At 65.6% G+C, this 24,403-nt stretch carries 18 protein-coding genes; 8 read left to right on the forward strand and 10 right to left on the reverse strand.

The window, feature by feature from the left end:
• Window positions 1-25 precede the first annotated feature (25 nt).
• Window positions 26-1,177: an NHL domain-containing protein gene (locus AC1DOP_RS04245; RefSeq protein ID WP_477249972.1), complete on the forward strand. Its 1,152-nt coding sequence runs from the start codon at window positions 26-28 to the stop codon at window positions 1,175-1,177.
• A 3-nt stretch (window positions 1,178-1,180) separates the two neighbouring features.
• On the opposite strand, the gene AC1DOP_RS04250 is transcribed toward AC1DOP_RS04245, so the two are convergent.
• Entirely contained in the window at window positions 1,181-1,483 is a 303-nt protein-coding gene (locus AC1DOP_RS04250; RefSeq protein ID WP_477249974.1) for a YciI-like protein, read from the reverse strand.
• Window positions 1,484-1,570: 87 nt separating this feature from the next.
• Here AC1DOP_RS04250 and AC1DOP_RS04255 point away from each other — a divergent pair, with 87 nt between their 5' ends.
• The 6 genes from AC1DOP_RS04255 (at window position 1,571) to AC1DOP_RS04280 (ending at window position 8,168) form a co-directional block, all read left to right on the forward strand.
• The gene (locus AC1DOP_RS04255; RefSeq protein ID WP_477249976.1) at window positions 1,571-1,870 is read left to right on the forward strand and encodes a PAAR domain-containing protein; all 300 of its coding nucleotides are present in this window, start codon (window positions 1,571-1,573) and stop codon (window positions 1,868-1,870) included.
• Between the two features lie 168 nt (window positions 1,871-2,038).
• A complete protein-coding gene (locus tag AC1DOP_RS04260) occupies window positions 2,039-3,100 on the forward strand; it encodes an alpha/beta hydrolase (protein ID WP_477249978.1) in 1,062 nt (353 codons plus the stop codon).
• A gap of 358 nt (window positions 3,101-3,458) precedes the next feature.
• Window positions 3,459-4,460: a BMP family lipoprotein gene (locus tag AC1DOP_RS04265; protein ID WP_442122279.1), complete on the forward strand. Its 1,002-nt coding sequence runs from the start codon at window positions 3,459-3,461 to the stop codon at window positions 4,458-4,460.
• Window positions 4,461-4,569: 109 nt separating this feature from the next.
• Window positions 4,570-6,099 (forward strand): ABC transporter ATP-binding protein, encoded by a 1,530-nt coding sequence (locus tag AC1DOP_RS04270; protein WP_442122278.1) that lies wholly within the window; start codon window positions 4,570-4,572, stop codon window positions 6,097-6,099.
• Window positions 6,100-6,110: 11 nt separating this feature from the next.
• Window positions 6,111-7,202 carry an ABC transporter permease gene (locus AC1DOP_RS04275; protein ID WP_442122277.1) on the forward strand — a complete coding sequence of 364 codons (1,092 nt, stop codon included), beginning with the start codon at window positions 6,111-6,113 and terminating at the stop codon, window positions 7,200-7,202.
• Window positions 7,203-8,168, forward strand: a complete 966-nt coding sequence (locus tag AC1DOP_RS04280) for an ABC transporter permease (protein WP_477249981.1) — start codon at window positions 7,203-7,205, stop codon at window positions 8,166-8,168.
• Here AC1DOP_RS04280 and AC1DOP_RS04285 read toward each other — a convergent pair whose 3' ends face one another.
• The 9 genes from AC1DOP_RS04285 to xdhA form a co-directional block, all read right to left on the reverse strand.
• The gene (locus AC1DOP_RS04285) at window positions 8,169-9,011 is read right to left on the reverse strand and encodes a MipA/OmpV family protein (RefSeq protein WP_442122275.1); all 843 of its coding nucleotides are present in this window, start codon (window positions 9,009-9,011) and stop codon (window positions 8,169-8,171) included.
• A gap of 49 nt (window positions 9,012-9,060) precedes the next feature.
• A complete protein-coding gene (locus tag AC1DOP_RS04290) occupies window positions 9,061-10,122 on the reverse strand; it encodes a S1/P1 nuclease (protein WP_477249983.1) in 1,062 nt (353 codons plus the stop codon).
• 36 nt (window positions 10,123-10,158) lie between these two features.
• A complete protein-coding gene (locus tag AC1DOP_RS04295; protein ID WP_477249985.1) occupies window positions 10,159-11,874 on the reverse strand; it encodes a bifunctional metallophosphatase/5'-nucleotidase in 1,716 nt (571 codons plus the stop codon).
• Window positions 11,875-12,008: 134 nt separating this feature from the next.
• A complete protein-coding gene (locus AC1DOP_RS04300) occupies window positions 12,009-15,422 on the reverse strand; it encodes a TonB-dependent receptor (RefSeq protein ID WP_477249987.1) in 3,414 nt (1,137 codons plus the stop codon).
• Window positions 15,423-15,925: 503 nt separating this feature from the next.
• Window positions 15,926-17,404, reverse strand: a complete 1,479-nt coding sequence (locus AC1DOP_RS04305; protein ID WP_477249990.1) for an adenosine deaminase family protein — start codon at window positions 17,402-17,404, stop codon at window positions 15,926-15,928.
• 45 nt (window positions 17,405-17,449) lie between these two features.
• Window positions 17,450-18,760 carry a guanine deaminase gene (guaD, locus tag AC1DOP_RS04310; RefSeq protein WP_442122270.1) on the reverse strand — a complete coding sequence of 437 codons (1,311 nt, stop codon included), beginning with the start codon at window positions 18,758-18,760 and terminating at the stop codon, window positions 17,450-17,452.
• Window positions 18,760-19,770: a xanthine dehydrogenase accessory protein XdhC gene (gene xdhC / locus AC1DOP_RS04315; protein ID WP_442122269.1), complete on the reverse strand. Its 1,011-nt coding sequence runs from the start codon at window positions 19,768-19,770 to the stop codon at window positions 18,760-18,762. Before xdhC ends, guaD begins: the two co-directional genes overlap by 1 nt.
• Window position 19,771: 1 nt before the next feature.
• Window positions 19,772-22,120 carry a xanthine dehydrogenase molybdopterin binding subunit gene (xdhB, locus tag AC1DOP_RS04320; protein WP_477249993.1) on the reverse strand — a complete coding sequence of 783 codons (2,349 nt, stop codon included), beginning with the start codon at window positions 22,118-22,120 and terminating at the stop codon, window positions 19,772-19,774.
• 13 nt (window positions 22,121-22,133) lie between these two features.
• Window positions 22,134-23,591: a xanthine dehydrogenase small subunit gene (gene xdhA, locus AC1DOP_RS04325; RefSeq protein WP_477249995.1), complete on the reverse strand. Its 1,458-nt coding sequence runs from the start codon at window positions 23,589-23,591 to the stop codon at window positions 22,134-22,136.
• Between the two features lie 205 nt (window positions 23,592-23,796).
• Here xdhA and AC1DOP_RS04330 point away from each other — a divergent pair, with 205 nt between their 5' ends.
• Window positions 23,797-24,354: a ClpP family protease gene (locus AC1DOP_RS04330; RefSeq protein WP_442122266.1), complete on the forward strand. Its 558-nt coding sequence runs from the start codon at window positions 23,797-23,799 to the stop codon at window positions 24,352-24,354.
• Window positions 24,355-24,403: the final 49 nt, after the last annotated feature.

Here is a 24,403-nt window from a genome sequence, read left to right on the forward strand (position 1 = left end):
GGTGGGTCATCCAAGGGAGGCAGCCATGAATTCGCTATTACGCAGAGTCTCGCTGCTGACCGCGCTCGGCCTCGCCAGTTGCGGCGGCGACATCGGCATCGGCATCGGGGTCGTCTGGCACGACGGTCCCCAGTACCCGTGGCCCAACCACCCCGACTGGCCCAGCTGGCCCGACCGGCCGCAGGGCGCGACCGGACTCTTCCCCATTGCCGGGGACGTCTGCGGCGTCTGCGGCGGTTCGAAGGACGGCACCGGCTCGGCGGCCCGCTTCAATGCGCCGGAAGGCATTGCCGCCGACACCGCCGGCAACCTGTATGTGGCGGAGCCGGCCAGCGCGACCGTCCGCAAGGTCACGCCCCAGGGCGCGGTCACGACCCTGGCCGGCGCCCTCGGCGCGGTCGGCTATGCGGACGGCAGCGGCGGCGCGGCGCGCTTCAACGGACCGAGCCGGCTGGCGGCGGATTCCCAGGGCAATGTGTATGTGACCGACACCGGCAACTCGGTGGTGCGCAAGATCACGGCGGCCGGCCTGACCGGCACTGTAGCCGGCAACGGCACCTGCGGCAGCGTCGACGGGCGCACGACGTCCGCCCAGTTCTGCAATCCGAAGGGCATTGCGCTGGACCGCCGCGGCAATCTGTGGATCGCGGATACCGGCAACCACACGGTGCGCCGCATCGATATCGACGGCAAGGTCAGCACCGTGGCCGGCTCGCCGGGCGTGTGCGGCAGCGCGGACGGGCGCGGCGGCGCAGCCCGCTTCTGCAATCCGCAGGACGTCGGCGTCGACGAATGGGACAACGTCTATGTGGTCGACACCGGCAATTCGACCGTCCGCATGATCAAGACCGACGGGACGGTATCGACCCTGGCGGGCCAGGCCGGCCAGTGCGGGGCGGTGGACGGCAGCAGCACCGTGTCGCGGCTGTGCGCGCCGAGCGGCATCGCGGTCGAGGGCAACGACTTGTATATCGCGGACACCGGCAACGCCACCATCCGCAGGATCAACCTCGACAACGTGACCAGCACGGTGGCGGGCGTGGCCGGCCGCCAGGGCATCCAGCTGGGCGCCCTGCCCGGCGGCCTGGACCGGCCGATCGGGGTAGCGCGCGCACCGGACGGCTCGTTCGCGCTCACGACCCATAACCTGGTCGTGAAGCTGCTGCCGGCGAAATAAGTTTTACTCGGGCCGGACAGGATTGCTGGCATCCTTCCCCACCACCGTGGTCCAGGGACGCGCGCGCCAGCTCGTCACCAGGCCCTGGACGACGTAGGGGTCGGTCTTGGCGAAGCGTTCGGCGACTTCCGGCGAGTCGCCGCTGAACAGCAGGACGGCGGTGTCGGCCGGATCGGCCAGGGCGCCGGCGATCACGAGTTCGCCGCGCTGCTCGGCCTCCCAGGCCAGTTTCAGGTGTTCGTTGCGGAATTCGCCGCGGCGCGCCAGGTAATCGGGCGCCAGTTCATACATCAGCAGGTAGTGCACGGAGTCTCCCAGACATGGATTCGACAAGACCAAGGCATCTTAACGCATCCCAATGCGGGCCGGCCGGAGGCTGGCAGCATGGCGCCCATGAAACGACATCACATCACACTGGGCGCACGCACGACGGCCGACGGCGTCGTCACCTCGGCCTCGAGCTTCATGTCGATCGACGGCGCCCGCATCGCCCTCGAAGGCGATGAGATCAGCTGCCATGGCTGCGGCGGCACCGGCACCATCCAGTGCACCGGGCCGCGCACGCAAGAGCGCTTCAACGGCAGGCAGGTGGCGCTGGAGGGTGACCTGTGCATCTGCAACTGCGCGACGCCGCCGACACTCCTCCCCAGCCAGGGCTCGCGCTACCAGACGGTCGAGGACACGGCGGCCTGAGCAGGCCCTGCCCTGCAGCTTTGCGCCAGCCATGTTATCGTTGCGACATGGCAACGTCGCTTGGGTAATTACTCCGCTCCTATGGCTTTGTACCTCAGCGCACAGAACGTTTCAGGATGGCAGAGGTAGACTAGTAGCATGGACACCAGGAAAAAAGTAGCGGCAGGGATGGCTGGCTTTGCCAGCATGCTGTGGCTGGGCCTCACGGCTGCGGTCGCGGCCAACCAGCGCCGCCTCGTATTCAATCCTACCGTCGAGCGCGAAGTCAAAAGCCCGCGCAGCAGCGGCCACCGCACCCGTCCCGTGGTGTTGCGCGCCGCCGACGGCACCCGTCTCTGCGGCTGGCTGATGACCCCGCAGATCCCTGGCCCGCATCCGGCCGTCGTCTATTTCGGTGGCCGCTCCGAGGAAGTCTCCTGGGTGGTGCGCGATGCCGGCAAGCTCTTCCCCAACATGGCCGTGCTGGCCGTGAATTACCGCGGCTACGGCGATTCGCATGGCGACCCGGACGAGATCCACATGGTCGAAGACGGCTGCATGCTGTTCGACTGGATGGCCGCACGCGCCCACGTGGACGCACGCCGCATCGCCGTGGTCGGTCGCAGCCTGGGTTCCGGCGTCGCCGTGCAGGTGGCGAAGGAGCGTCCGGCGCATTCGGTGGTCCTGATCACGCCCTACGATTCGATCCTGGCGATCGCCAAGCGCAAGTTCCGCGTGATGCCGATCGAGTACATGCTGCGCCACCGCTTCGAGTCGATCAAATATGCGCCCGCCCTGAAGGCGCCGACTTATGTATTGCGCGCGGAAAGCGACGACGTGGTGCCGCATTCGCATACCGACCAGCTGGTGGCCAAGCTGGCCCAGTTGTGCGGAGACGACATCGTGCCCGGCTCGGACCACATGGACATCCCCTACCTGGAAGGCACCCAGAGCCGCATCGCCGGCTTCCTGAGCTCCCAGTTCGCCAAACCACTGGAACAGGCCGCGGCGGCGGGTAGTCGCGCGCCTGACGCGGCGCCGGCAAGCGCCGCATCGAGCGCGCCGATTCCGGCGCCTGTCATCGCCTCCGTCGCTACCGATGGCGCGCCGGCGCCTCTCATTCCCGCTCCCGTCGCGGCGATTGCCGTCACGGCCACCCTCCTTCCCAACCCGGCCGATGCCATCCCGCTGCCCGCCATGGACGCCAGTCCCAAGCTGACCGCACTGCCGATCCAGGTAGCCGTCAAGTAAGCGGCAAGCCGGCGCGCATCGGCCTCGGCCAGCCTTTCGCAGCTGTCAAGACGTGTGGTTTTCTGCAAGAAACCACCGAAAAGTGGCACTATTTATATTTCCAGTAAATAAATTGCGAAGTAAAATCGTATTTGCCACGAATAAACAGACTGATGCATAGTTAAACGTCAAGGACGAATACGATGCTCAACCGCGTGGCCGACTCTCCGGTCTTGCCCGCCTCGGCCAGATTACACAATCGACACCACAGGATTCAACAAGGTTTGACACAGTCCGCGAGGAGACCCGCGGATGGCTGGTCCTTGCTTTGCCGCGTAGCGCGCAAGCTTGCAGGTCCTTCCAGATTCAGGAAAAACAGATGAAATTCAAGCAACTCAGTCTGGCGATCGCGGCACTCTGCATCAGCGCCAGCGCATCGGCCGACATCGCCGGCGCCAAGCTGGCCATCGTCTATGACGCCGGCGGCAAGTTCGACAAGTCCTTCAACCAGTCGGCGGCCGAAGGCGTGACGCGCTTCACGAAGGAAACCGGCATCAAGGTGTTCGAAGCCCAGGCAAACTACGACACCCAGGCCGAGCAGGTGCTGCGCGCCCTCGCGCGCAAGAAGCTGACCCTGATCGTGTCGATCGGCTTTTCCCAGACCCAGCCGGTGCAGAAGATCGCCGCCGAATACCCGAACGTCCATTTCGTCATCATCGACGGCAATGCCCAGGGCAAGAACGTCAATTCCGTGCTGTTCAAGGAACAGGAAGGTTCCTATCTGGTCGGCGTGGCGGCCGCCATGGCGTCCAGGACCAAGACCATCAGCTTCGTCGGCGGCATGGACATTCCGCTGATCCGCGCTTTCGCCTGCGGTTACGTGCAGGGCGCCCGGTCGATCGTCCCGAAGATCCCGGTCCTGCAGAACATGGTCGGCACCACCAGCGCGGCCTGGAACGACCCGGCCAAGGGCGGCGAACTGGCGCGCGCGCAATTCGACCGCGGCTCCGACGTCGTGTTCGCGGTGGCCGGCGGCTCCGGCATGGGCGCCCTCCAGATGGCCAAGGAAAAGGGCAAGCTGGCGATCGGCGTCGACTCGAACCAGAACTACCTGTATCCGGGCACCATGCTGAGCTCGATGGTCAAGCGCGTCGACAACGCCGCCTACGACGCCTTCATGAAGGCGAAGAACGGCCAGTTCACCTCCGGCATCACGTATGAGGGACTGAAGGAAGGCGGCGTCGACTGGGCGCTCGACAAATACAACCGGGCCCTCATCACGCCCGAGATCGAGAAGCGCGTGCTCGCCGCCAAGGACGACATCATCAGCGGCAAGATCAAGGTGGTCGACTACCGCGCGTCGAATTCGTGCCCGCAATAGGCGAATGTTTTTTTACGTAGGAAGCGCGCCGCGCCGGCCCGAAACCGGCGCGGCGCGCTTTTGAATGAATGCTTTTCATAATTACTTTGTCTAACGAAAACGGATCGCTATGCAGCCAGCCGTAGAATTCCGCAATATCAGCAAAGCCTTCGGGGCGGTACAGGCGAATGCCGATGTCAGCTTCTCGATCGCCAAGGGTTCGATCCACGGCGTGATCGGTGAAAACGGCGCCGGCAAGTCGACCCTGATGAGCATCCTGTACGGCTACTACAATGCCGACAGCGGCCAGGTCCTGATCGACGGCCAGGCGCAGGATATCCGCACCAGTAACGAAGCGATCGCCCTCGGCATCGGCATGGTGCACCAGCACTTCATGCTGGTCGAGAACATGACGGTGCTCGACAACGTCATGCTCGGCAACGAGGGCGGCTTCAAGCTGTCCGCGCACCGCGCCGGGGTCGAGGCGAAGCTGCGCGAGATCTGCGAACGCTACCGCCTCGACGTCGATCCGCTGGCCACCGTCCACGACCTGTCCGTGGGCGCCCAGCAGCGCGTCGAGATCCTCAAGCAGATCTACCGCAGCGCCAACATCCTGATCCTGGACGAGCCCACCGCCGTCCTGACCGCCCAGGAAACCGCCTCGCTGTTCGAGATCCTGCGGCTGTTCAAGGAACAGGGCAAGACCATCATCCTGATCACCCACAAGCTGCAGGAGATCATGGAGATCACCGACGAGGTGACGGTGATGCGTGCCGGCCGCGTGGTCGGCGCCGTCAAGACCCCGGAGACCTCGAAGGAACAGCTGGCCAACATGATGGTCGGCCGTCCGATCCAGAGCGAGCTGCCGCGCGCGCCCTACAATCCGGGCTTTGACGTGCTGAAGGTCTCGAACGTCCAGCTGAAGGACGCCAACGGCGTCGCGCTGCTGTCGGACATCGACTTCACGCTGCGCGCAGGCGAAGTGGTGGCGATCGCCGGCGTGTCCGGCAACGGCCAGAGCGAGCTGCTCGAGATCCTGTCCGGCATGCGCCTGCCGACTTCCGGCAAGGTCGAGTTCCTGGGCCAGGACCTGCCCTACGCCGGCCGCGCGAACGCCGACGGCCTGCCGGCCACCTTCCGCAAGCTGGGCATCGGCCACGTGCCGGAAGACCGCCTGCGCGACGGCGTGATCAAGGATTTCTCGGTCATGCAGAACACCGTGTTCGGCTACCAGGACCACGTCAAGAACCGCTGGGGCCTGTTCGACTTCAGGAAGATCGCCCAGCGCTGCGCCGGCCTGATGCAGGCCTTCGACGTCCGTCCGAACAATCCGGACCTGCGCATCGGCCTGCTCTCGGGCGGCAACCAGCAGAAGGTCGTGATCGCGCGCGAAGTCGCGGCCAGGCCGAAGATGATGCTGGTCGGCCAGCCGACCCGCGGCGTCGACATCGGCACCATCGAGAGCATCCACACCCAGCTGCTGCGCCTGCGCGACGAGGGCGTGGCCATCCTGCTGTCCTCGGTGGAACTGGAAGAAGTGCGCGCGCTCGCCGACCGCATCCTGGTGATGTCCGGCGGCCGCATCACCGGCATCCTGCCGATCGATGAATTCGACACTACCCGCATCGGCCTGCTGATGGGCGGCTTGCACAAGTCCTGACGGTAAGAGACATGAAAAAGACTGAACTCCCTCGCTGGGCCACGGGTTTCGCCCTCCCCATCCTGAACCTGCTGTCGGCGCTGCTGGTGGCGGGCCTGGTCATCCACCTGCTCGGCGAAAGCCCGTCGGAATCGCTGCACATCCTGATCGACAGCGCGATCCTCGATCCGGAAGGCCTGGGCTACACCCTGTTCTATGCCTCGACCTTCATCTTCGCCGGCCTCGCGGTGTCGATCGCGATGCAGGCCGGCCTGTTCAACATCGGCGCCGAAGGCCAGATGTATGTCGGCGGCCTCGGTCTCACGCTGGCCGTGCTGGCCTTCGATGCCCACCTGCCGGGCTGGCTGATGATCCCGGTCGCGATGATCGGCGCCGCGCTGTTCGGCGCGCTGTGGTCCTTCCTGCCTGGCTACCTGCAGGCCAAGCGCGGCAGCCACGTGGTGGTCACGACCATCATGTTCAACTTCATCGCCGCCAGCCTGATGAACTACGTGATCCTGAAGATGATCCCGGAAGGCCAGCAGAACCCGGCCTCGCGCGTGTTCGCCGACAGCGCCTCGCTGCCGCTGCTGAACAAGATCTTCCCCGTGTTCGGCGACACCCCGCTGAACATCAGCTTCCTGCTGGCGATCGCCGCACTTGTCGTGTATGGCGTGATCGTCTGGCGCTCGTCGTGGGGCTACAAGCTGCGCGCGACCGGCCTGAATACCCACGCCGCGCACTACGCCGGCGTGCGGATCGACCGCATGATCATCGTCACCATGCTGGCTTCGGGCGCACTGGCCGGCCTGGGCGCGGTCAATTCGGTGATGGGCTCGACCCACTACCTGTCGCTGAACTTCCCGGCCGGCGCCGGCTTCGTCGGCATCGCGATCGCGCTGATGGGGCGCCAGCACCCGGTTGGCATCTTCCTGTCGTCGGTGCTGTTCGGCGCCCTGATCCAGGGCGGCTTCGACCTGTCGCTCGAGAAGCCGAACATCCCCCAGGAGACCTTCATCTTCATCCAGGGCCTGATCATCCTGTTCTGCGGTGCGATGGAGAATTTCTACGCGCCGGCGCTCCTGAAACTGATCAACCTGACCCGCACCAGCAAGGAAGCATAAATGGAAGACTTTCACATCGCCAGCATCGTGGTGTCCATGATCCGCAACGCGCCGGTGCTGATGTTCGCCGCAATGGCGGGCCTGTTCGCCGAACGTTCCGGCGTGGTCGACATCGGCCTCGAAGGCAAGATCCTGGCCTCGGCCTTCGTCTCGGCCTCGGTCGCCTACGTCACCCAGAGCCCGTGGCTCGGCATCCTGGCCGGCGTCGGCGTATCAAGCGCGCTGGCCATGGTCCAGGCCTTCGTCTCGATCACCCAGAAGGGCAACCAGCTGGTGTGCGGCATCGCGATCAACATCGCCATGAGCGGCCTGACCTTCGTGCTCGCCCAGTTCTTCTTCCATGAAGGCGGCCGCACGCCGGACCTGCGCGAGGCGCGCCTGTTCGACGTCACCCTGCCCGGCACCGAGCTGCTTTCCAACATCCCATTCATCGGCTGGCTGTACGGCCACGTGATCGGCGGCCAGTCGGTGCTGGTCTACGTCGCCTTCCTGCTGGTGCCGGTGGTGCACTGGACGATCTACCACAGCCGCTTCGGCCTGCGCCTGCGCGCCTGCGGCGAGAACCCGCACGCCGCCGACGCCGCCGGCGTCTCGGTCGAGCGCACCCGCTACCTGGCGATGCTGGTGGCCGGCGTGCTGTGCTCGTTCTCGGGCGCCTATCTCGCCATCGTCCAGAGCGGCTTCTTCCTGCGCGACATGTCGGCCGGCGCCGGCTACCTGGCCCTGTCGACCCTGGTGTTCGGCAACTGGCGTCCGCTGCACACCGTGCTGGGCTGCCTGATGTTCGGCCTGTTCGGCGCGATCCAGATCCAGCTCGAAGGCGTCGAGCTGCCGGTCGTGGGCAGCATCCCGGGCTCGCTGGTGCAGATGATCCCGTATGTGGTGACCGTGATCGTGCTGGCCGGCCTGATGGCCAAGTCGGTGGCGCCGAAGGCGATCGGCAAGCCGTTCGTCAAGTCGCGCTGATCACTCGGCGCTGCGCGCTCGTTCCTGCGAGCGCGCGAAGGTCCACGCAAATCCGATACCGGCCGATGTGCCGGTATTTTTTTTCATCAGCGGACTGTCCTGGTTCGCCGCGCCCGAGTAGGTTTCATAGCGGACGAAGCCGAACATCCTCAGGTCGGGGTTCAGGCGGTAGGTGCCGAACAGCCCGGTGCGCACCAGCAGCAGGCCGCTGTCCGCCTTGTAGGCCGGCCGCCCGGCGGTCGCATACTGCGGCTGCACTTCATAGAAATAACGGTTGATGCGGCCGTCGCCGAACACGGCGCCGAGCTGGGCTTCCATGGTCCAGCGCGCGGCCTCGCCACGCTTCTCCCACACCAGGCGCGGCTCCATGGTCCAGCCCTGGCGCCGCAGCCCGCCACGAGCCTCGATCACGGCGCGCAGCGGCAGTTCGAAACGCAGCCTGCCGCGCTCGCCGAGGTCGGCGAACTTGTATTTCACGCGCGGGCCGAACTCGACCAGGGTGCCGAGGTCGGGCATGCCGCGCCGCGCCTCGACGTCCTTCGAATGCGCGGGCAGCGAGCCGGCGAAGCCGACGTCGAATTCCACCTTGTCGGTGTTCACCAGGCGCGCGCCGATGCCGTTCTGGTCGGCGCGGAAGACCTTGCCGCGGTAGATCAGGTAAGGCAGGGCCAGGCCGCGGTTCGAGCGGTCGTCGGCGCCCGGATAGGCTGGCGTGCTGAAGGCGGCGGCGCCGATGCCGGCTTCCCACAGCGGCAGGTCGCGTTCTTGAGGTTGAGCCTGGGCGGCCGCGATGCCGGGCAGGATGGAGGCGGCCGCGAGGGCCAGGAGGGATAGTTTGTGCATGGGCGCCATTTTAACGGCGCCCATGTGCGCGTGGTGCGTGCGTTAGCGATTATTGATAGATGGCCTGCAACACCTGCGCCAGGTGATACCCACCCTTGATCAGCTGGGTCTTGGCAATCGCGGAGCTCGGCACCGGATAGTTCTGCGGTACTTCCAGGCTCCAGGTGTAGTAGGTCTCGCCCTTCTTGCCGGTCTGCGGGGTGATCTTGCCGACGGTGACGCCGTCGAACACCTGCTTCGACACCGCCAGCGCATCGTCCGCCCATTGATAGGGCCAGGTGGCCAGGTCGCCGGTGGAGCGGGCGACGTCCGGCTTGCTGTCGATCGCGGCCTGGGCGAACTTTTCCGGCGTCTTCGTCTGGATGCGGCGGAAGGCGTAGTTGACGGTGGTGCTGTCCCAGTAGGAGTGGAAGGGCTTGGTCAGCGCCTTGGGCACGCCTTCCTTGACCGGCTTGGCTTCTTCCGGCGGGATCACGCTGGACAGGTTGGCGACCAGGCCGGCGAGCTTGGCGTCGTCCATCAGCAGGTTGTTGCCGCCGCGCGAATCGAAGATCGCGGTTTCGTCGATCTCGGCCTTGGTCTTCGGCACCACGAACTTGCCGTCCTTGTCGACGAAGGCGGCGCCCACATGCAGCGGCTGGTGGATGTCGCCGGTCATGTGGGTCAGCAGGATCAGGGCCTGGCGCGGGGTGAACTTGTGCGGGTTGGTGGCCGGGGTGTCCTTGCCCTGCAGGACGGCGATTGCCTGCTTCAGGGTCTGCACGATGTCGTCGTCGGCGGTGCCGGCGGCGCCGTCATGATAATGATCCAGCTGGAACGGCACGTCGGTGTAGTGGTACTCGCTGTGCTTCGGGTTGGCGTTCACGTACTCGACCATGTCCGGGGTCTGCGGGCCGCACCAGTTGCCCTTCACGCAGTCGGGCCAGGTGGCGATCGATTCCAGGGTCTCCCCCGGCAGCAGGATGGCTTTCACCTGCTGCTCGGCCCTGGTGCCCTTGATCAGCTTGTCGGCGATGGCGCCGACCGCGCGGTGGCCGTCGTTGCCCCAGGCGAGCGCATCGGTCGAGGCGAAGGCGCCGGCCAGCGCGAGTACACAAACGAGTTTTTTCATGATGGTTCCTTGTCCGGACGTTTCATCGAACGGTGCTCAGCGCACCTTGTTGATTCGGGGCTGGGGCGCGGCCATGCCGGTCGCACCGATGCCCGGGTTCTGTTTCAGCCAGGCGATCAGCGCGTCGAGGTCGCGCATCCCGGTGTCATGGCGGTTGACGCCCTGGGCCAGCGCCGGGAAGTTGTCGCCGCCTTCGGCCAGGAAGTTGTTCGCCACGATGCGGTAGGTCTTGCCCTCCTCGACCGGCTTGCCGTCCACCTTCAGGCTGCCCGGCACCAGGCGCTGGCCGACCGGACGGGTGCTGTCCCACGAATAGGACAGGCCGCGCGAAACCTGCAGCATGTACTGGCTGTTGTCCGGACGGTCCCACTGCTGCTCCAGCATGGCGCGCAGCTGGGCGCCGGTGATGTCCAGCACCACCAGGGTATTCCCGAACGGGAGCACGGCCTGGGCCTGGCCGAAGCTGACCACGCCGCCCTCGCCCGCTTCCAGGTCCTTGCGGATGCCGCCCGGGTTCATGAAGCCGAGCAGCACGCCCTGGTCGCGGGTCGCCGCCACCGCGGCGTCGGCGATCACGTCGCCCAGCGGCGATTCGCCGGCGTCGCTGTCCTTGCGCGACACGCCGGACGCGGAGATGCGCGCGATCGGCCTGGCCAGTTCGGCGGCGCTGCGGGCGCGCACGTCCTGCAGGTAGGCCGTCATCTGCGCATCCGGGGTGAAGGCCGGATTACCGGGCAGATCGGGCGCCATGACGACGTTGCGGACCTGGATGTCGTCGACCTTGCCGCTGCCCGGCTCGACAGTCATCTTGATGCGCGACAGCACGTGGCCGGCATAGTCGGCCTGCGTCACCACGCGGCCGTCGACCTTGCACAGGTAACCCTTGTGCGAGTGGCCGGTGATGACCAGGCGGATCGCCGGATCGAGCTTCTTGACGATGCCGACGATCGGGCCTTCGAGGCCGTCGCAATACGTCTTGTCGAAGGGCTCGCCGGTGTGGCCGCCCTCGTGGATCAGGACCACGAATACCTGCGCACCCTGGGCGCGCATGGCGGGAACGACCTTGTTGATCGACTCGGCCTCGTCGAGGAAGGACAGGCCCTTGATCGAGGAAGACACCGTCACCGACGGCGTGTCCTTCAGCACCGCGCCGATCAGGCCGACCTTGACGCCCTTGACGTCGACGACGCGCCAGGCCGGCACCAGGTTCTTGCCGGTCGCGGCATCGACGACGTTGGCGGCCAGGTAAGTAAAACCGGCGCCGCGGAAGTCCTTCGACAGCCGGCAAGCCTTGTCCGGGCGCGGCGAATCGCAGCCGCCGTGCTGCTGGCGCAGCAGTTCCTTGCTGCCGGGGTCGAACTCGTGATTGCCGAGCGAGCTGGCGACCAGGCCCATCCGGTTCATCGCCTCGATGGTCGGCTCGTCCGCGAACATCGAGGACACCGCCGGGCTCGCGCCCACCAGGTCGCCGGCGGCGACGAACAGCAGGTCCTTGTCTTCCTTGCGGAAGGCGTCCAGCGCGCCCTTCAGCACGTCGATGCCGCCGGCGCGGATGTTTTCCTTCTTCTCGCTGCCCATCGGCGCATAGCTGTACCTGCTGGGTTCCAGGTTGCCGTGGAAATCGTTGATGGCGACGATATTGAGTTCGATCGGGCCGCGCGGCGCCGTTGCGGGAGCGCTCGCGCAACCCGCCAGCACCAGGCCGGCTGCCAGCACGGTGAGGCCGGTGCGGAGGGGACGGGAAACGGTCATGAAATGGTACACCTTATCTTGTTGCGATGGATTGCAAGCCGAAGATTATTGCATGTAATCCAGTCACTGCGGGAAAGAAAAACGGCCGGTGTCGCCACCGGCCGTCTCGATCATCCAGCTACGAAATCAACAGATCAGAAGTCGTAGTGCAGGGTGATTTGTGCTGCCCACTGCGATTCGCCCTTGTTCTGGCGAATGCTGTAGTCGTCGTTCTGGGTGCGCACTGCGTAGACGTAACGGCCCTGTGCATCCAGGCCGGCGTAGTCGACGAAGCCGCGGGTCTGGCCGCCCGAGGACGAGAACGGCATCTCGTTGATGTGGCCCCACTTCTTGTTCAGCAGGTTGCCGACGTTGAAGATGTCGAACGAGACACGGCCCTTGTTACGTGCGAACAGGCCCGGGATCTCCTGGCTGATACGCAGGTCGAAGCTGTTGGTCCACGGTGCGAAGTCGCTGTAACGGTTCACGACGCCGCCGGCCGAGTTCTTCAGCGCCTTGTTGGCGTTGACGATGTCCCAGAAGCGCTGCTCGTTGGCGTGGCTGCTTGCGGTATCGCCGTAGAACACGACTTCACCCGAACCGAAGGCCTTCGGGATGTACATCAGGTCGTTGGTCGCGATGCCGTCGCCGTTCATGTCGTTCTTGAAGGTCCAGCTGTACGGCTTGCCGGTACGGCCTTCGTAGAACAGGCCGAAGCGGGTCTTCAGGCCCGAGAAGAATGCCTTCTCGAAGTTGACCGTCGCGTTGACGCGGTTCTTCACCAGGTAGGCCGAGTTCGCTGCCACGTCTTCGTTCGGGTTGAACACCGAGCGTGCACCGAAGTTCGAGCTCGAGGTCGACGAAGTCAGGTTCGACGCTTCGGTCGCATAGGTGTGGGTCGCGGCGATCGACCAGCCCAGGCCACGGGTCATCGGATAGGTCAGCGACAGGGTTTCCAGACGGCTTTCGCCCTTGTCGGTACCGGTTGCCATCAGCACGTTGCCGTAGCCCGCGTTGCTCAGCGCCTTGGTGGTGTTGGTGCAGCCGCTTGCGGTGCTGACCGAGTTGTTACCCACGTTCCAGCACTTGGCCAGCAGGCCGCCGGTGGCGCCGTAGTACAGCTCGCGGCCATCGGTGCCGATTGCGCTCGGCTTGCCCAGGTTCAGGTTCTGGTAGGTGATGCCATCCTTGGTCTTGATGTACAGCGCTTCGGCGCCAGCCACCAGGCCGTACCACGGCAGTTCCATCTCGAAGGCCAGGTTCGACTTCCAGTTCGACGGCTGGCGCAGGCTCGGGTTCAGCAGGTCGACCGAAGCGGTGGCCGGCGCGCCGGTCACGACCTTCTGGGTGTCCGGATTCGGGCTGAAGGTGCCGTCGGTAGCCGGGCAGCGGGTGTTGCCGGTGCCCGAGCAGGTGCTCGAACGGGTGGCGATACCGGCGTTCTGGTACGGGTTGGCGATCCACACGCTGGCCGACGCGCCCTGGAACAGGCCGGCGCCACCGCGCAGCTGCATCATGCGCGGGGTGTTGAAGCGGTAGTTGAAGCCGAAGCGCGGCTGGAACAGCTTGCTGTTGTCCGGCGTGTAGGTGTTGGCGATGCCGAAGCCGCCGGTCTGGCGGGCACCGGCTGCACCGGCGACGACCGGCGCGGCGAAGGCGGCGTTGGCCGGCGGTGCGTGGTCGAAGCCGAGCTGGTCGACGCGGAAGCCGTAGTTCACGGTCAGCTGGCGGTTGACCGACCAGGTGTCCTGCAGGAACAGGCCGACGTTCGACATTTCGAACTGGGCGATTGCGTCGTTCAGGGTGTAACCAGCGGCGGCGGTCTGCAGGCTGTACGACGACGGACGGCCACGCTGGAAGTTCTCCAGGACGGCTTTCTCGATCTGGGCCAGCGATGCCGTGCCGCAGTTGATCGTGCTCGATCCGATCGTGTTGTAGGTGAAGTTGTTGTCGCAGGCGAAGGTGTAGTTACCGTACACGTTCTGCAGGAAGGCGTTGTAGATCTTGTTCTTCTGGTAGTCGCCACCGAACTTGATCTCGTGGTCGCCCAGCGTCCAGTTAGCGCCGCCGTAGTAGTCCTGGGTACGGGTACCCAGCACGTTCTGCTGGCGCGACATCTCGGTACCGGCGTTGATGAAGCGGTTACCGGTGCGGGTGCCGGCCGGCGCATCCGACGGCAGCGGGCCGCTGAACTGGAAGCCCAGGGTCGGCAGGCGCGCATTGTTCTTCGGCACCGAATCGTAGTCACGCTTCGAAGCCTTGAACTCGGTCGAGAAGGTCGGGGTCCAGTCCGAGAAGACCTGGGCGACGACAGTTTGCAGCTGCTTCTGCTGGGTGTACAGGTAGGAGCTCAGCGCGATGCCGGTAGCCGAGTAGCCCGGATAGATCGGCTCGGACTGCGAGGTACGCTGGTAACGGATGTTGGCGCGGTGATTTTCGTTGATGTTCCAGTCGACTTTCAGCATCTGCTCGCGCGAGCTCAGCTCGCTGCCGCCGGCAACCGGGTTGCCGAGGTCGATACCGTAGGTGCTCTTGGCAACGTCACGGACGCGGTTGATTTCGTCCAGGGTGATGCCGGCGGTGGTGCCCTGGCCCTGGCCGACGTAGCCGAAGTCCGGAGCGGCGCGGCTCGAGCTGGTCTCTTCGCTCAGGGCGTAGAAGAACAGCTTGTCCTGCACCAGCGCGCCGGAGGTCCAGACGCCCTTGGTGGTTTCGGTGAACTTCGGCGGGTCGCTGTATTCGCCGCTGGCGGTGTTGAAGCGCTTGCCCGACAGCTGATCGTCACGGTAGACGTAGTAGATGCCGCCCTTCCAGTTGTTGGTACCGGACTTGGTGACAGCGTTGATGTTACCGCCGGTGTAACCCTTCTGGGTCACGTCGTAGTTGGCGATGTTCACCTGCACCGACTGGATCGCTTCGATCGAGATCGGCTGGCGTGCGGTCGGGCTGCCGTTGGCTTCCAGGCCGAACATGTCGTTGATGGCGACGCCGTCGACGGTCATCGAGTTAAAGCGCGAGTTCTGGCCCGCGACGGACATCTCGCCGCGTTCCTTGTCGGTCTGCGACACGCGGGGGTCGGCACGTGCGTAGTCCTGCAGGTTGCGGTTGATCGATGCCTGGGTCTGCAGCACGGCGTTGCTGATCGAGGTGCCGGCGCCCATGTTGTTGCGGTTGAAGATGTCGGCACGTGCGCGGTTGCCGGCAACGGTCACGGTCTGCATCGGTGCGCCGATGGTGGCGTCCACGGCGGCGACTTCGGCCAGTTCCAGGTAGATGCCTTCACGTTTCTCGGTCACGCCGTTCTTCGTGATAATGATCGTGTACGGACCGCCGGTACGCAGGCCGCGCGCGAGGTAGCGGCCTTCGGCGTCGGTGGTGACGTTGCTGACCGAACCCGATTCGGTGTGGATGATTTGCACCGAGGCGCCGGCGGCAGGCTTGCCGTCCGGGCCGGAGATGCGACCGCCAACTGCCGAAGTCGTGTTCTGGGCAAGAGCCGGTGCTCCTGCCAGTGCAATCGACAAAGCCAGCGCCAGCTTGGTCAGCTGGATCCGTTTTTGATAGATCATTGGATTAACCCCAAAAAGACTTAATAATTATTAAGGGACACGTCGTTCCCTCTCTCACAGTACTGCAACCCTTAGGACCGACCGCTTAGCGCCGTCGCCTATACATTCGGTACATCCCTTTACCGCCCTTGCCAAAGCTTCAAGAACAAAAGCGGCGCACGCGATTCTAGCGGCCAAATATTTCCCGGCTGTTACAGCCATTGGTTGCCAGCTTCGTCTTTGCCACTGGTTAATAAAAGACCAATATGCATGAAGGCAAAACTGATAGCAAATACGTTTTCTCTTGGGAATTTATAGCTTGCGCGTATAAGTTGATGAAAAAACGGGCAGGAATTCGCGTGTGGAGCGGCTTTCCCCTAGGAAAAGCGCACGGCGGGATTATAAGGGAGGCATTCTGTAGAAAAATTGTTTCGCTTGTTTTTTGGGCAAAGCTGTGAAGAAAGCGTGAGTTTTGTAGCGAGTTGACCACAGAGCCAGCATAAACATATGCATTTTTTGGTTAGTTACGCACGCCCAAAGCCGTCGTTCCCGCTTTCGCGGCGCTGGTCCAGCTGTTTGGTCAGCCGCGCCTTGTCGGCGGCATCCAGGAAGGAATAGCGGATGCTGTTGTAGGACGCCTTCTTGAGCTCGGCGTAGCCCGGCTTGTAGCGGCTGGCGAACAGCACGTATTCGTTGGCCAGGTTGTGGCGGGTCACGCCGGCGTCGTCGGTGGAGATGACGTAGGGAACGCCGTACTTGCGGTACAGGGTGACCGGGTGGTTCTCGCCTTGCACGCCGTTGATGAAGGCGTTCGAGGTCAGGTTGATCTCGACCGGGATGTCCTTCTCGCGCATGCGCTGCATGATGGCGACCGCATTGCTCTCGTGGGCCAGGTCGATGCCGTGGCCGATGCGGTCGGCGCCGGCCAGGTTGACGGCCTGGTCGATGTGGAACTGCAGGTCTTCCGGCGGGACGTCGCCCAGGGCCAGCTCGCCGGCGTGCATCGCCACCTTGACCTTCGGGTAGACCGACTTCAGGAAGCGGAACATCTGCATGTGCAGGGTGTAGTCGCGCATCGACACCATCTGGCTCTCCTGCCCGACGATGTTGACGCCGACGATCTTGCTGTCCTTGCTCGCGGCCTTGAAGCCGGCCAGCATCGAGGAGAATACCTGCGACGGGTTCAGCAGGCGCAGCACATAGGTCTGGTAGCGCATGGTGAAGCGCTCGTCGTCGATACCGGCGGCGGCTTCGTCGATTTTGGCCGTGAAGTCGGCGATCGCCTGGTTGAACTTCTGGTCCGCGTCGAGCTGGGTCATCCAGGCGCGCATCTGGGCCTCGAAGGCCTTGTCGTCGTGGGCGTTCTGCCAGGCCTGGGCGTCGAAGTCCTTGTTGGCGACGAAGGGCGACATCTTGAACATGGTCTCGATGTAGCCGACGTTCTCGCGGATCGCGCGCTCCTTGATCTCGACCAGGCCTTCGTGGAAGTTGGCGTTGGAGACCGGGCCGAAGTAGCCGAAGGTCTGGAAGAACTGGCGGTCCGGCGGCGCCTGCAGGGCGCCGTGGTTATGGAAATCCTTGCTCGACCAGCGCTGCAGCAGCTCGCGGTAAGTGAAATCGTCGGCGTAGACGTCGGCGGTGCCCAGGCAGTTGCGCTCTTTCGCCGGCTTGGCGCGCTCGGCCTCGACCAGCGCCTTGTCGGTCTCGATCCTGTAGGTCTGCTTGTTGACGCAATAGCCCTGCTTGTCGAGGAAGTCGACATAGGTCTCGGCGTAAACGGCGCCGGAATAATGGTGGTGCAGGTCGCCGCCCTTGGGCATCTGGGTGAAGAACATGGTCAGCTCGGCCGTCTTCGGCTCGGCGCCCGCGATCAGGGCCGCGTAATGGCGGGCGGTGGCGGCCTCGTTGGCGTTGGCGGCGGTCGGGCGCGCGCCGGCATTGGCGGCCAGGGCCAGGCCCAGTGCGACGGCGAGCGGGAGGCGGCGGCTGAATGTGTTCTGCATAAAGTTCTCGTGGCTGATCCAGGGGCGAAACGTCAAGGGTAAACCTCAGGGCAGCGTCCGCTCGTGGACCAAACGGCCGGCCGCGTAGGTGGCGCGGATGACACGGTCGTCGCCCAGCAGGGCCAGCGCAAACAGGGTTTCCTCGAGCGTATTGCTGTGCGCGGTGCGGCGCTCCAGCAGCGGCGTGGCCTTGGGGTCGAGCACGATGAAATCGGCTTCAAGCCCCGGAACGAAATTCCCGATCGTGCCCTCGAGCTGCATGCTGCGCGCGGCGCCCAGCGTGGCGAGGTAGAACATGCGCAGGGCCGGGAGGTAGCTGCCTTTCAGTCGCGCAACTTTATACGCTTCATTCATGGTTTGCAACATCGAGAAGGAAGTGCCCGCCCCCACGTCGGTACCCAGCGAGACCAGCGCGCCGGCCTTGTCGGCGCGCGCCATGTCGAACAGGCCGCTGCCCAGGAACAGGTTCGAGGTCGGGCAGTGGGCGATCGCCGAGCCGCTTTCCGCCATGCGGGCGACGTCGGCATCGTCCAGCCAGATGCAGTGTCCATACATGGCGCGCTCACGCATCAGGCCATAGTGGTCGTACACGTCCAGGTAGCTGCGGCGCTGCGGGAACAGCTCGCCCACCCATTTGCACTCGTCCTTGTTTTCCGATACGTGGGTCTGGATGAAGATGTCCGGATAGGCGCGCGCCAGTTCGCCGGTGGCGGCCAGCTGGGCCTCGGTCGAGGTCGGGGCAAAGCGGGGCGTGATCGCGTACATGCTTCTCCCCCGCCCGTGCCAGCGCTTGATCAGTCCCTCGCTCTCGCGCAGGTCGGCGGTGTCCTGCAGGAAGTCCGGGCAGTGGCGGTCCATCAGCACCTTGCCGGCGCCCATGCGCAGGTCGCGCGCCGACGCCGCCTCGAAGAAGGCGTCGACCGATTCCCTGTGCACGCTGCAGTAGACCAGCGCCGTCGTGGTGCCGTTCCTCAGCAGCTCGTCGAGGAAGAACTCGGCGGTGGCGCGCGCGTGCACGGGGTCGCCGAACTGGCGCTCGGTCGGGAAGGTATAGGTCTCCAGCCAGGGCAGCAGGCCCGGCGCCGGCGAGGCGATCATGTCGGTCTGCGGGAAATGCAGGTGGGTGTCGATGAAACCGGGCGTGATGATCTTGCCGCGGTAGTCGACCGCCTCGACACCTGCCGGCAGGGTCGATCCCAGCTTCGCGTAGTCGCCGGCCGCCTTGACGCGGCCGTTCTCGACGACCAGCAGGCCGTCCTCGTGCCAGGCATGGGCGGACTCCAGAAAGGCCGGATCCGCGTGAAAGTGCAGCAGGCTCGCTCGGTAGGCCTGCAGGTTCTGGGTGTCGATCGACATTAGATTCTTCCTGTTGAAGCGATAGTGGCGGCGTGGGCTTCCCACACCATCAGCAGTTGGGCGGCGACGGCGACCGCGATCACGGCGGGCTGCTTGCCTTCGATGCCGGGCACGCCGATCGGGCAGACCATGGCATCCAGGCGCGCGGGCTCGATGCCGCGCTCGCGCAGGCGGTGCTCGAACTGCTTGCGTTTGGTATTCGACCCGATCAGCCCGAACCAGTCTTCATCGAAGGACGGGCGTTTCAGGATCGTTTCGGCCAGGCGCTGGTCGAGCGCATGGCTGTGGGTCATGACGAGGAAACTGGTGCCCGGCGCAGCGCTTTCCGCCAGCGCCTCCGGGGTGTCGGTGGCTTCGGCGACGACGTTGGACGGCAGGTTCGCGGGGAACAGGTCCTCGCGCTCGTCGACCCAGGTCACGCGGCAGGGCAGCCCGGCCAGGACGCGCACGATGGCCGCACCCACATGGCCGGCGCCGAACAGCACCAGGCGCGCGCGCGGGGCTTCGACGGCATCCACCAGCCAGCGGCGGCCGTCCGGCTCGCGCATTATATGAGTAGCGGCGGGGTTGCGTGCAAATTCCGGCGCCGCGCCGCCGTGGACCGTTTGTCCGTGCGCGTCGAACAGCGCCAGGCCGGGCGCGCCGTCCAGCGCCACCAGGCGCCAGCTGTCCTGATTGACGCGCGCCGCCAGGGCCGCCAGGTGGCCGGCATCCGCCAGCTCGAAGGCGAGGTGCACCACGCCGCCGCAGCACTGGCCGAGGCTGGGGCCGAGCGGGAAGCGTTCCAGGCGCCGGACCTCCCCCTTTTCCAGCATCGCGCGTGCGGTCTCGACGCCGCGCAGCTCCAGGTGGCCACCGCCGACCGTGCCCCACTGGCGCACGGCATCGACCAGCATCTTCGCGCCGGGTTCGCGCGGCACCGAGCCTTCGACCGCGGCCACGGTCACCAGGACCCTGGGCGCGGCCTCGGGCCCGGCATCACGTGCCGCCACGAACAGCCAGTCTTCCATCTCAGCCTGCCCGGGTGGCCGCTTCGACGGCGGCGACGGCGTTGAGGATGGCTTCGCAGGTCGCCGGCGCGTTCAAGGGCGGATTGACCTTGTGACCGCCGACGCTGGAAATCGCATCGCGGATCGCGAAGAACACCGAGAACGGCAGCAGCAGCGGCGGCTCGCCGACGGCCTTCGAGCGGTGGATCGAGTCTTCGACGTTGCGGTTCTCGAACAGGCGCACGCGGAAGTCCTCCGGGCAGTCCGACACCGCCGGGATCTTGTAGGTCGACGGCGCATGGGTCTTCAAGGTGCCGCGTTGGTCCCACCACAGTTCTTCGGTGGTCAGCCAGCCCATGCCCTGGATGAAGGCGCCCTCGACCTGGCCGATGTCGATGGCCGGATTCAGGGACTTGCCCGCATCGTAGAGCGCGTCGGCGCGCAGCAGCTTCCATTCGCCGGTAAGGGTGTCGACGATCACCTCGGACACCGCGGCGCCGTAGGCGAAATAGGAAAAGGGACGGCCGGTCATGGTCTTCGGATCCCAGGACAGGCCGGGGGTCGCGTAGTAGCCGTCCGACCACAGCTGGGTGCGCGCCAGGTAGGCTTTCGCCACCAGCTCGTCAAAGGGGATCTCGGCGCCGTTCGCGAATACCGTGTCGGCCGCGAAGCGCACGTCTTCCGCTGCGCCGCCGTGCTGCCTGGCCGCGAATGCCGCCAGCCGCTCGCGGATTCTCCGCGCCGCGTCCTGGGCCGCCTTGCCGTTCAGGTCCGCGCCGGTGGAGGCCGCGGTGGCCGAGGTATTCGCGACCTTGCTGGTATTGGTGGCGGTGATGCGCACGCGGGACAGGTCCACGCCCAGCTCGTGCGCCACCACCTGCATGACCTTGGTGTTGACGCCCTGCCCCATCTCGGTGCCGCCGTGGTTGACGAGGATGGAACCGTCCACGTACACGTGCACCAGGGCGCCGGCCTGGTTCAGGTGGGTGACGTTGAAGGCGATGCCGAACTTGACCGGGGTGAGCGCCACGCCCTTCTTCAGCACCGGGCTGGACTCGTTGAAGGCGTCGACGGCGGCGCGGCGCGCACGGTATTCGCTGCTGGCTTCCAGCTCGTCGACCAGTTCGTGGATCACGTTGTCGACGATGACCTGGCCGTAGGGCGTGACGTTGCGCTCCATACCGTCACCACTGCGGCCGTAGAAATTCAGCTTGCGGACGTCGAGGGCGTCGCGGCCGAGGTTCCTCGCGATCTCGTCGAGCACGTACTCGATCGCGATCGCGCCCTGCGGACCGCCGAAGCCGCGGAAGGCGGTATTCGATTGCGTATTCGTCTTGCCGCAGGCGGCGCGGATGTCGACGTCGGCCAGGTAGTAGCTGTTGTCGAAGTGGCAGACGGCGCGCGTGGCCACCGGGCCGGACAAGTCGGCCGAGAAGCCGGCGCGCGAGACCATGTCGACTTTCGCGCCGACGATGCGGCCTTCGCCGTCGTAGCCGACTTCGTATTCATAGTGGAAGCAGTGGCGCTTGCCGGTGACGAGCATGTCGTCGTCGCGGTCGGCGCGCAGCTTGACCGGGCGGCCGCACAGCCTGGCCGACACGGCCGCCGCCGCCGCCCACAGCGCCGACTGCGATTCCTTGCCGCCGAAGCCGCCGCCCATGCGCCTGCATTCGACCACCACGTGGTGCGAGTGCAGGCCCAGCGCATGCGCGACCACGTGCTGCATCTCGCTCGGGTGCTGGGTCGAGCACAACACCAGCATGCCATCGTTTTCCTGCGGGATGGCGTAGGCGATCTGGCCTTCGAGATAGAACTGCTCCTGGCCGCCGACGTGCAGCTCGCCCTTCACCCGGTGCGGCGCGCGCTCGAAAGCCGCCTGCGCATCGCCGCGCGCCAGCCGCATCGGCGGCAGCACATAGCTTTGTGCGGCGCGCGCGGCCTGCGGCGTCAGGATGGCCGGCAGCTCGTCGTAGGCGACCACGCCTTTCTTCGCGGCGCGGCGCGCGTTGTCATGGCTGTCCGCCACCACCACGAACAGCGGCTGGCCCACGTACTGGACCAGGCCGTCGGCCAGGATGGGATCGTCGTGGATGATGGGGCCGCAATCGTTGGTGCCGGGAATGTCCTGCGCGGTATAGACCGCGACCACGCCGCGGCTGGCACGGACTGGCGCCAGGTCCATCGAGACGATCTTCGCATGCGGCCTGGCGGAGAGACCCAGGGCCGCGTGCAGGGTGCCGCGCACCTCGTCGATGTCGTCGGTGTAGTCGGCCTGGCCGAGCACGTGCAGGCGGGCCGATTCGTGGGCCCGCGAAACGCCGACCGCGCTCCACGCCGCCGTGTTCAGTTCCGGTGCGCTCATGTCGTTCATGGTCAGTGTCTCCTTACGCGAATACGTTCACTGCTTCGGCCGGCAGCGGGTTCTCGGTCCGCGTTTCGAGCCAGAAGCGGCGCAGCAGGTTCTGCGCGCCCTGCATGCGGTAGGTGTTCGAGGCGCGCATGTCGGTCAGCGGCGCATAGTCCTTGGCCAGCGCCGCCATCGCATCGGCCAGCGCGGCCTCGTCCCAGGCGCGGCCCCGCAGCAGGGCCTCGGCTGCCGCCGCGCGCTTCGGCGTCGCGGCCATGCCGCCGAAGGCGATGCGCGCCTGCCTGACGACGCCATCATCGAGTTCGAGGGCAAACGCGGCGCACACGGCCGAGATGTCCTGGTCGAAGCGCTTGGCCAGCTTATAAGTGCGGAAGGCGACGCCCGCGCGCGGCAGCGGAATCCGCAGCGCCTGCACGAACTCGCCCGGCTGCAGGTCCTTCTGCTGGTAGCCGAGATAGAAGTCTTCCAGCGCCAGCTCGCGTTCGCCGTCCGGGCCGCGCAGCACCAGGCGGCTGCCGAGGGCGATCAGCCAGGGCATCGAGTCGCCGATCGGCGAACCGTTGGCGACGTTGCCGCCCAGTGTGCCGGCATTGCGGATCGGCAGGGAAGCGAAGCGCTGCCACAGCTCGGCAAGCGCGGGATAGCGCGCGCAGATCGCCGCATAGGCATCGTTCAGGGACACCCCGGCGCCGATCTCGAGCAGGCCGTCGTGCTCGCGCACGGATTTCAGTTCCTCGACGTGGCCGAGATAGATGATGTCGGTGAGCTCGCGCATCTGCTTGGTGACCCAGAGGCCGACGTCGGTCGATCCGGCCAGCAGCACGGCTTGCGGATGGGCGGCGCGCGCGGCCACCAGTTCGTCGACGCTGCGCGGGGCGTGGAAGGTCTGGCCCTGTGCGCTGTAGACGGCGCCGGCTTCGCGTTGCAGGCCGCGCAGGGTGGCGGCCAGCGCCTCGCGGTCGAAGTCCACGCGCGGCAGTTCCGTCATGCGGCGGGCGGCGTCGATGATGGGACGGTAGCCGGTGCAGCGGCACAGGTTGCCGGACAGGGTGTCGTCGATCTCGCGGCGCGAGGGGCAGCCCTGCCCTTCGCTCTTCAGATACATCCCCCACAGCGACATCGCGAAGCCAGGCGTGCAGAAGCCGCACTGCGAGCCGTGACACTCGACCAGGGCCTGCTGCACCGGGTGCAGGTCGCCGCCGGCCTGCTGCAGGTCTTCGACGGTGAACAGGGCCTTGCCGTCCAGGGTCGGCGTGAACTGGATGCAGGAATTCACGGCCTTCATCTCGAGCCGGCCGTTCTCCAGCGAACCGATCACCACGGTGCAGGCACCGCAGTCGCCCTCCGCGCAGCCTTCCTTGGTGCCGGTGCAATGCAGGTCTTCCCGCAGATGCTGGAGGACGGTCTGCGTGGTGGGGGCGCCGCTCACTTCGTGGACGGCCCCGCGGTAGAAGAATCGGATCGGTGTGGACATTGTTGCCTCGGATTTAACCCAGCGTGCGAGATTAACATCGGCGGGGGCGCATGATATATCCGGCGGATGATTTTGAATATCATCAATATCGAATAGTTCAACCAAACCTCTTACCCCAGTATATTCCCGGTGCGGGCGCGGCGGCTGAACAAGACGAGGCGAAACGCCGGAACTTGCTATGCTTGAACCGTCTCGAGGAGGAAGCATGGCGCTACACATCGTTCATTTCATTGGTCCCATCAACGCCAACTCGGCCTGCACAGTGCGCAACCTGTGCCTGCAAGCCCTGCAGAGCGGCGCCAGCGAAATCGAACTCCACATGTCCACCGAGGGCGGCAACATGACGGCCGGCTTCGCCCTCTATTTCTTTCTCAAGTCCCTGCCGCTGCCCCTCACCACCTGGAATGTCGGCAGCGTCGAATCGGTGGGGGTCGCGATCTTCCTGGCCGGCCAGAAGCGCTACGCCTGCCCCGGCACCCGCTTCCTGATCCACCCGCTGCACTGGGGCTTCGGCAACCTGGTGGCGGCCGATCATGCCCGCATCTCGGAATGGCGCGACTGCCTGGATTTCGACGCCGAGCGCTATGCCTCGATCTTCGAAGAAGCGACGCGCGGCGCCCGCACGCCCCAGGACATCCGCGGCTTTTTGACGGGCAGTTCGCGTATCTACACGGCCGAACAGGCCGTCGAGGCGGGAATCGTCCACGATGCGCGCCAAGTCCGATTGCCGGAAGCGGGTACGACTTCGCATTGGTGGAACTGAACTTGCAGCCCCCACCCCCGTACCTTAGAATCGACCTCTCCCCGATTCT

The organism is Massilia sp. 01N410, from assembly GCF_056399665.1.

Coding starts and splice junctions, on each gene's coding strand:
- AC1DOP_RS04245 (WP_477249972.1), top strand. CDS start 26: ATGAATTCGCTATTACGCAGAGTCTCGCTGCTGACCGCGCTCGGCCTC.
- AC1DOP_RS04255 (WP_477249976.1), top strand. CDS start 1,571: ATGAAACGACATCACATCACACTGGGCGCACGCACGACGGCCGACGGC.
- AC1DOP_RS04260 (WP_477249978.1), top strand. CDS start 2,039: ATGGCTGGCTTTGCCAGCATGCTGTGGCTGGGCCTCACGGCTGCGGTC.
- AC1DOP_RS04265 (WP_442122279.1), top strand. CDS start 3,459: ATGAAATTCAAGCAACTCAGTCTGGCGATCGCGGCACTCTGCATCAGC.
- AC1DOP_RS04270 (WP_442122278.1), top strand. CDS start 4,570: ATGCAGCCAGCCGTAGAATTCCGCAATATCAGCAAAGCCTTCGGGGCG.
- AC1DOP_RS04275 (WP_442122277.1), top strand. CDS start 6,111: ATGAAAAAGACTGAACTCCCTCGCTGGGCCACGGGTTTCGCCCTCCCC.
- AC1DOP_RS04280 (WP_477249981.1), top strand. CDS start 7,203: ATGGAAGACTTTCACATCGCCAGCATCGTGGTGTCCATGATCCGCAAC.
- AC1DOP_RS04285 (WP_442122275.1), bottom strand. CDS start 9,011: ATGCACAAACTATCCCTCCTGGCCCTCGCGGCCGCCTCCATCCTGCCC.
- AC1DOP_RS04290 (WP_477249983.1), bottom strand. CDS start 10,122: ATGAAAAAACTCGTTTGTGTACTCGCGCTGGCCGGCGCCTTCGCCTCG.
- AC1DOP_RS04295 (WP_477249985.1), bottom strand. CDS start 11,874: ATGACCGTTTCCCGTCCCCTCCGCACCGGCCTCACCGTGCTGGCAGCC.
- AC1DOP_RS04300 (WP_477249987.1), bottom strand. CDS start 15,422: ATGATCTATCAAAAACGGATCCAGCTGACCAAGCTGGCGCTGGCTTTG.
- AC1DOP_RS04305 (WP_477249990.1), bottom strand. CDS start 17,404: ATGCAGAACACATTCAGCCGCCGCCTCCCGCTCGCCGTCGCACTGGGC.
- guaD (WP_442122270.1), bottom strand. CDS start 18,760: ATGTCGATCGACACCCAGAACCTGCAGGCCTACCGAGCGAGCCTGCTG.
- xdhC (WP_442122269.1), bottom strand. CDS start 19,770: ATGGAAGACTGGCTGTTCGTGGCGGCACGTGATGCCGGGCCCGAGGCC.
- xdhB (WP_477249993.1), bottom strand. CDS start 22,120: ATGAACGACATGAGCGCACCGGAACTGAACACGGCGGCGTGGAGCGCG.
- xdhA (WP_477249995.1), bottom strand. CDS start 23,591: ATGTCCACACCGATCCGATTCTTCTACCGCGGGGCCGTCCACGAAGTG.
- AC1DOP_RS04330 (WP_442122266.1), top strand. CDS start 23,797: ATGGCGCTACACATCGTTCATTTCATTGGTCCCATCAACGCCAACTCG.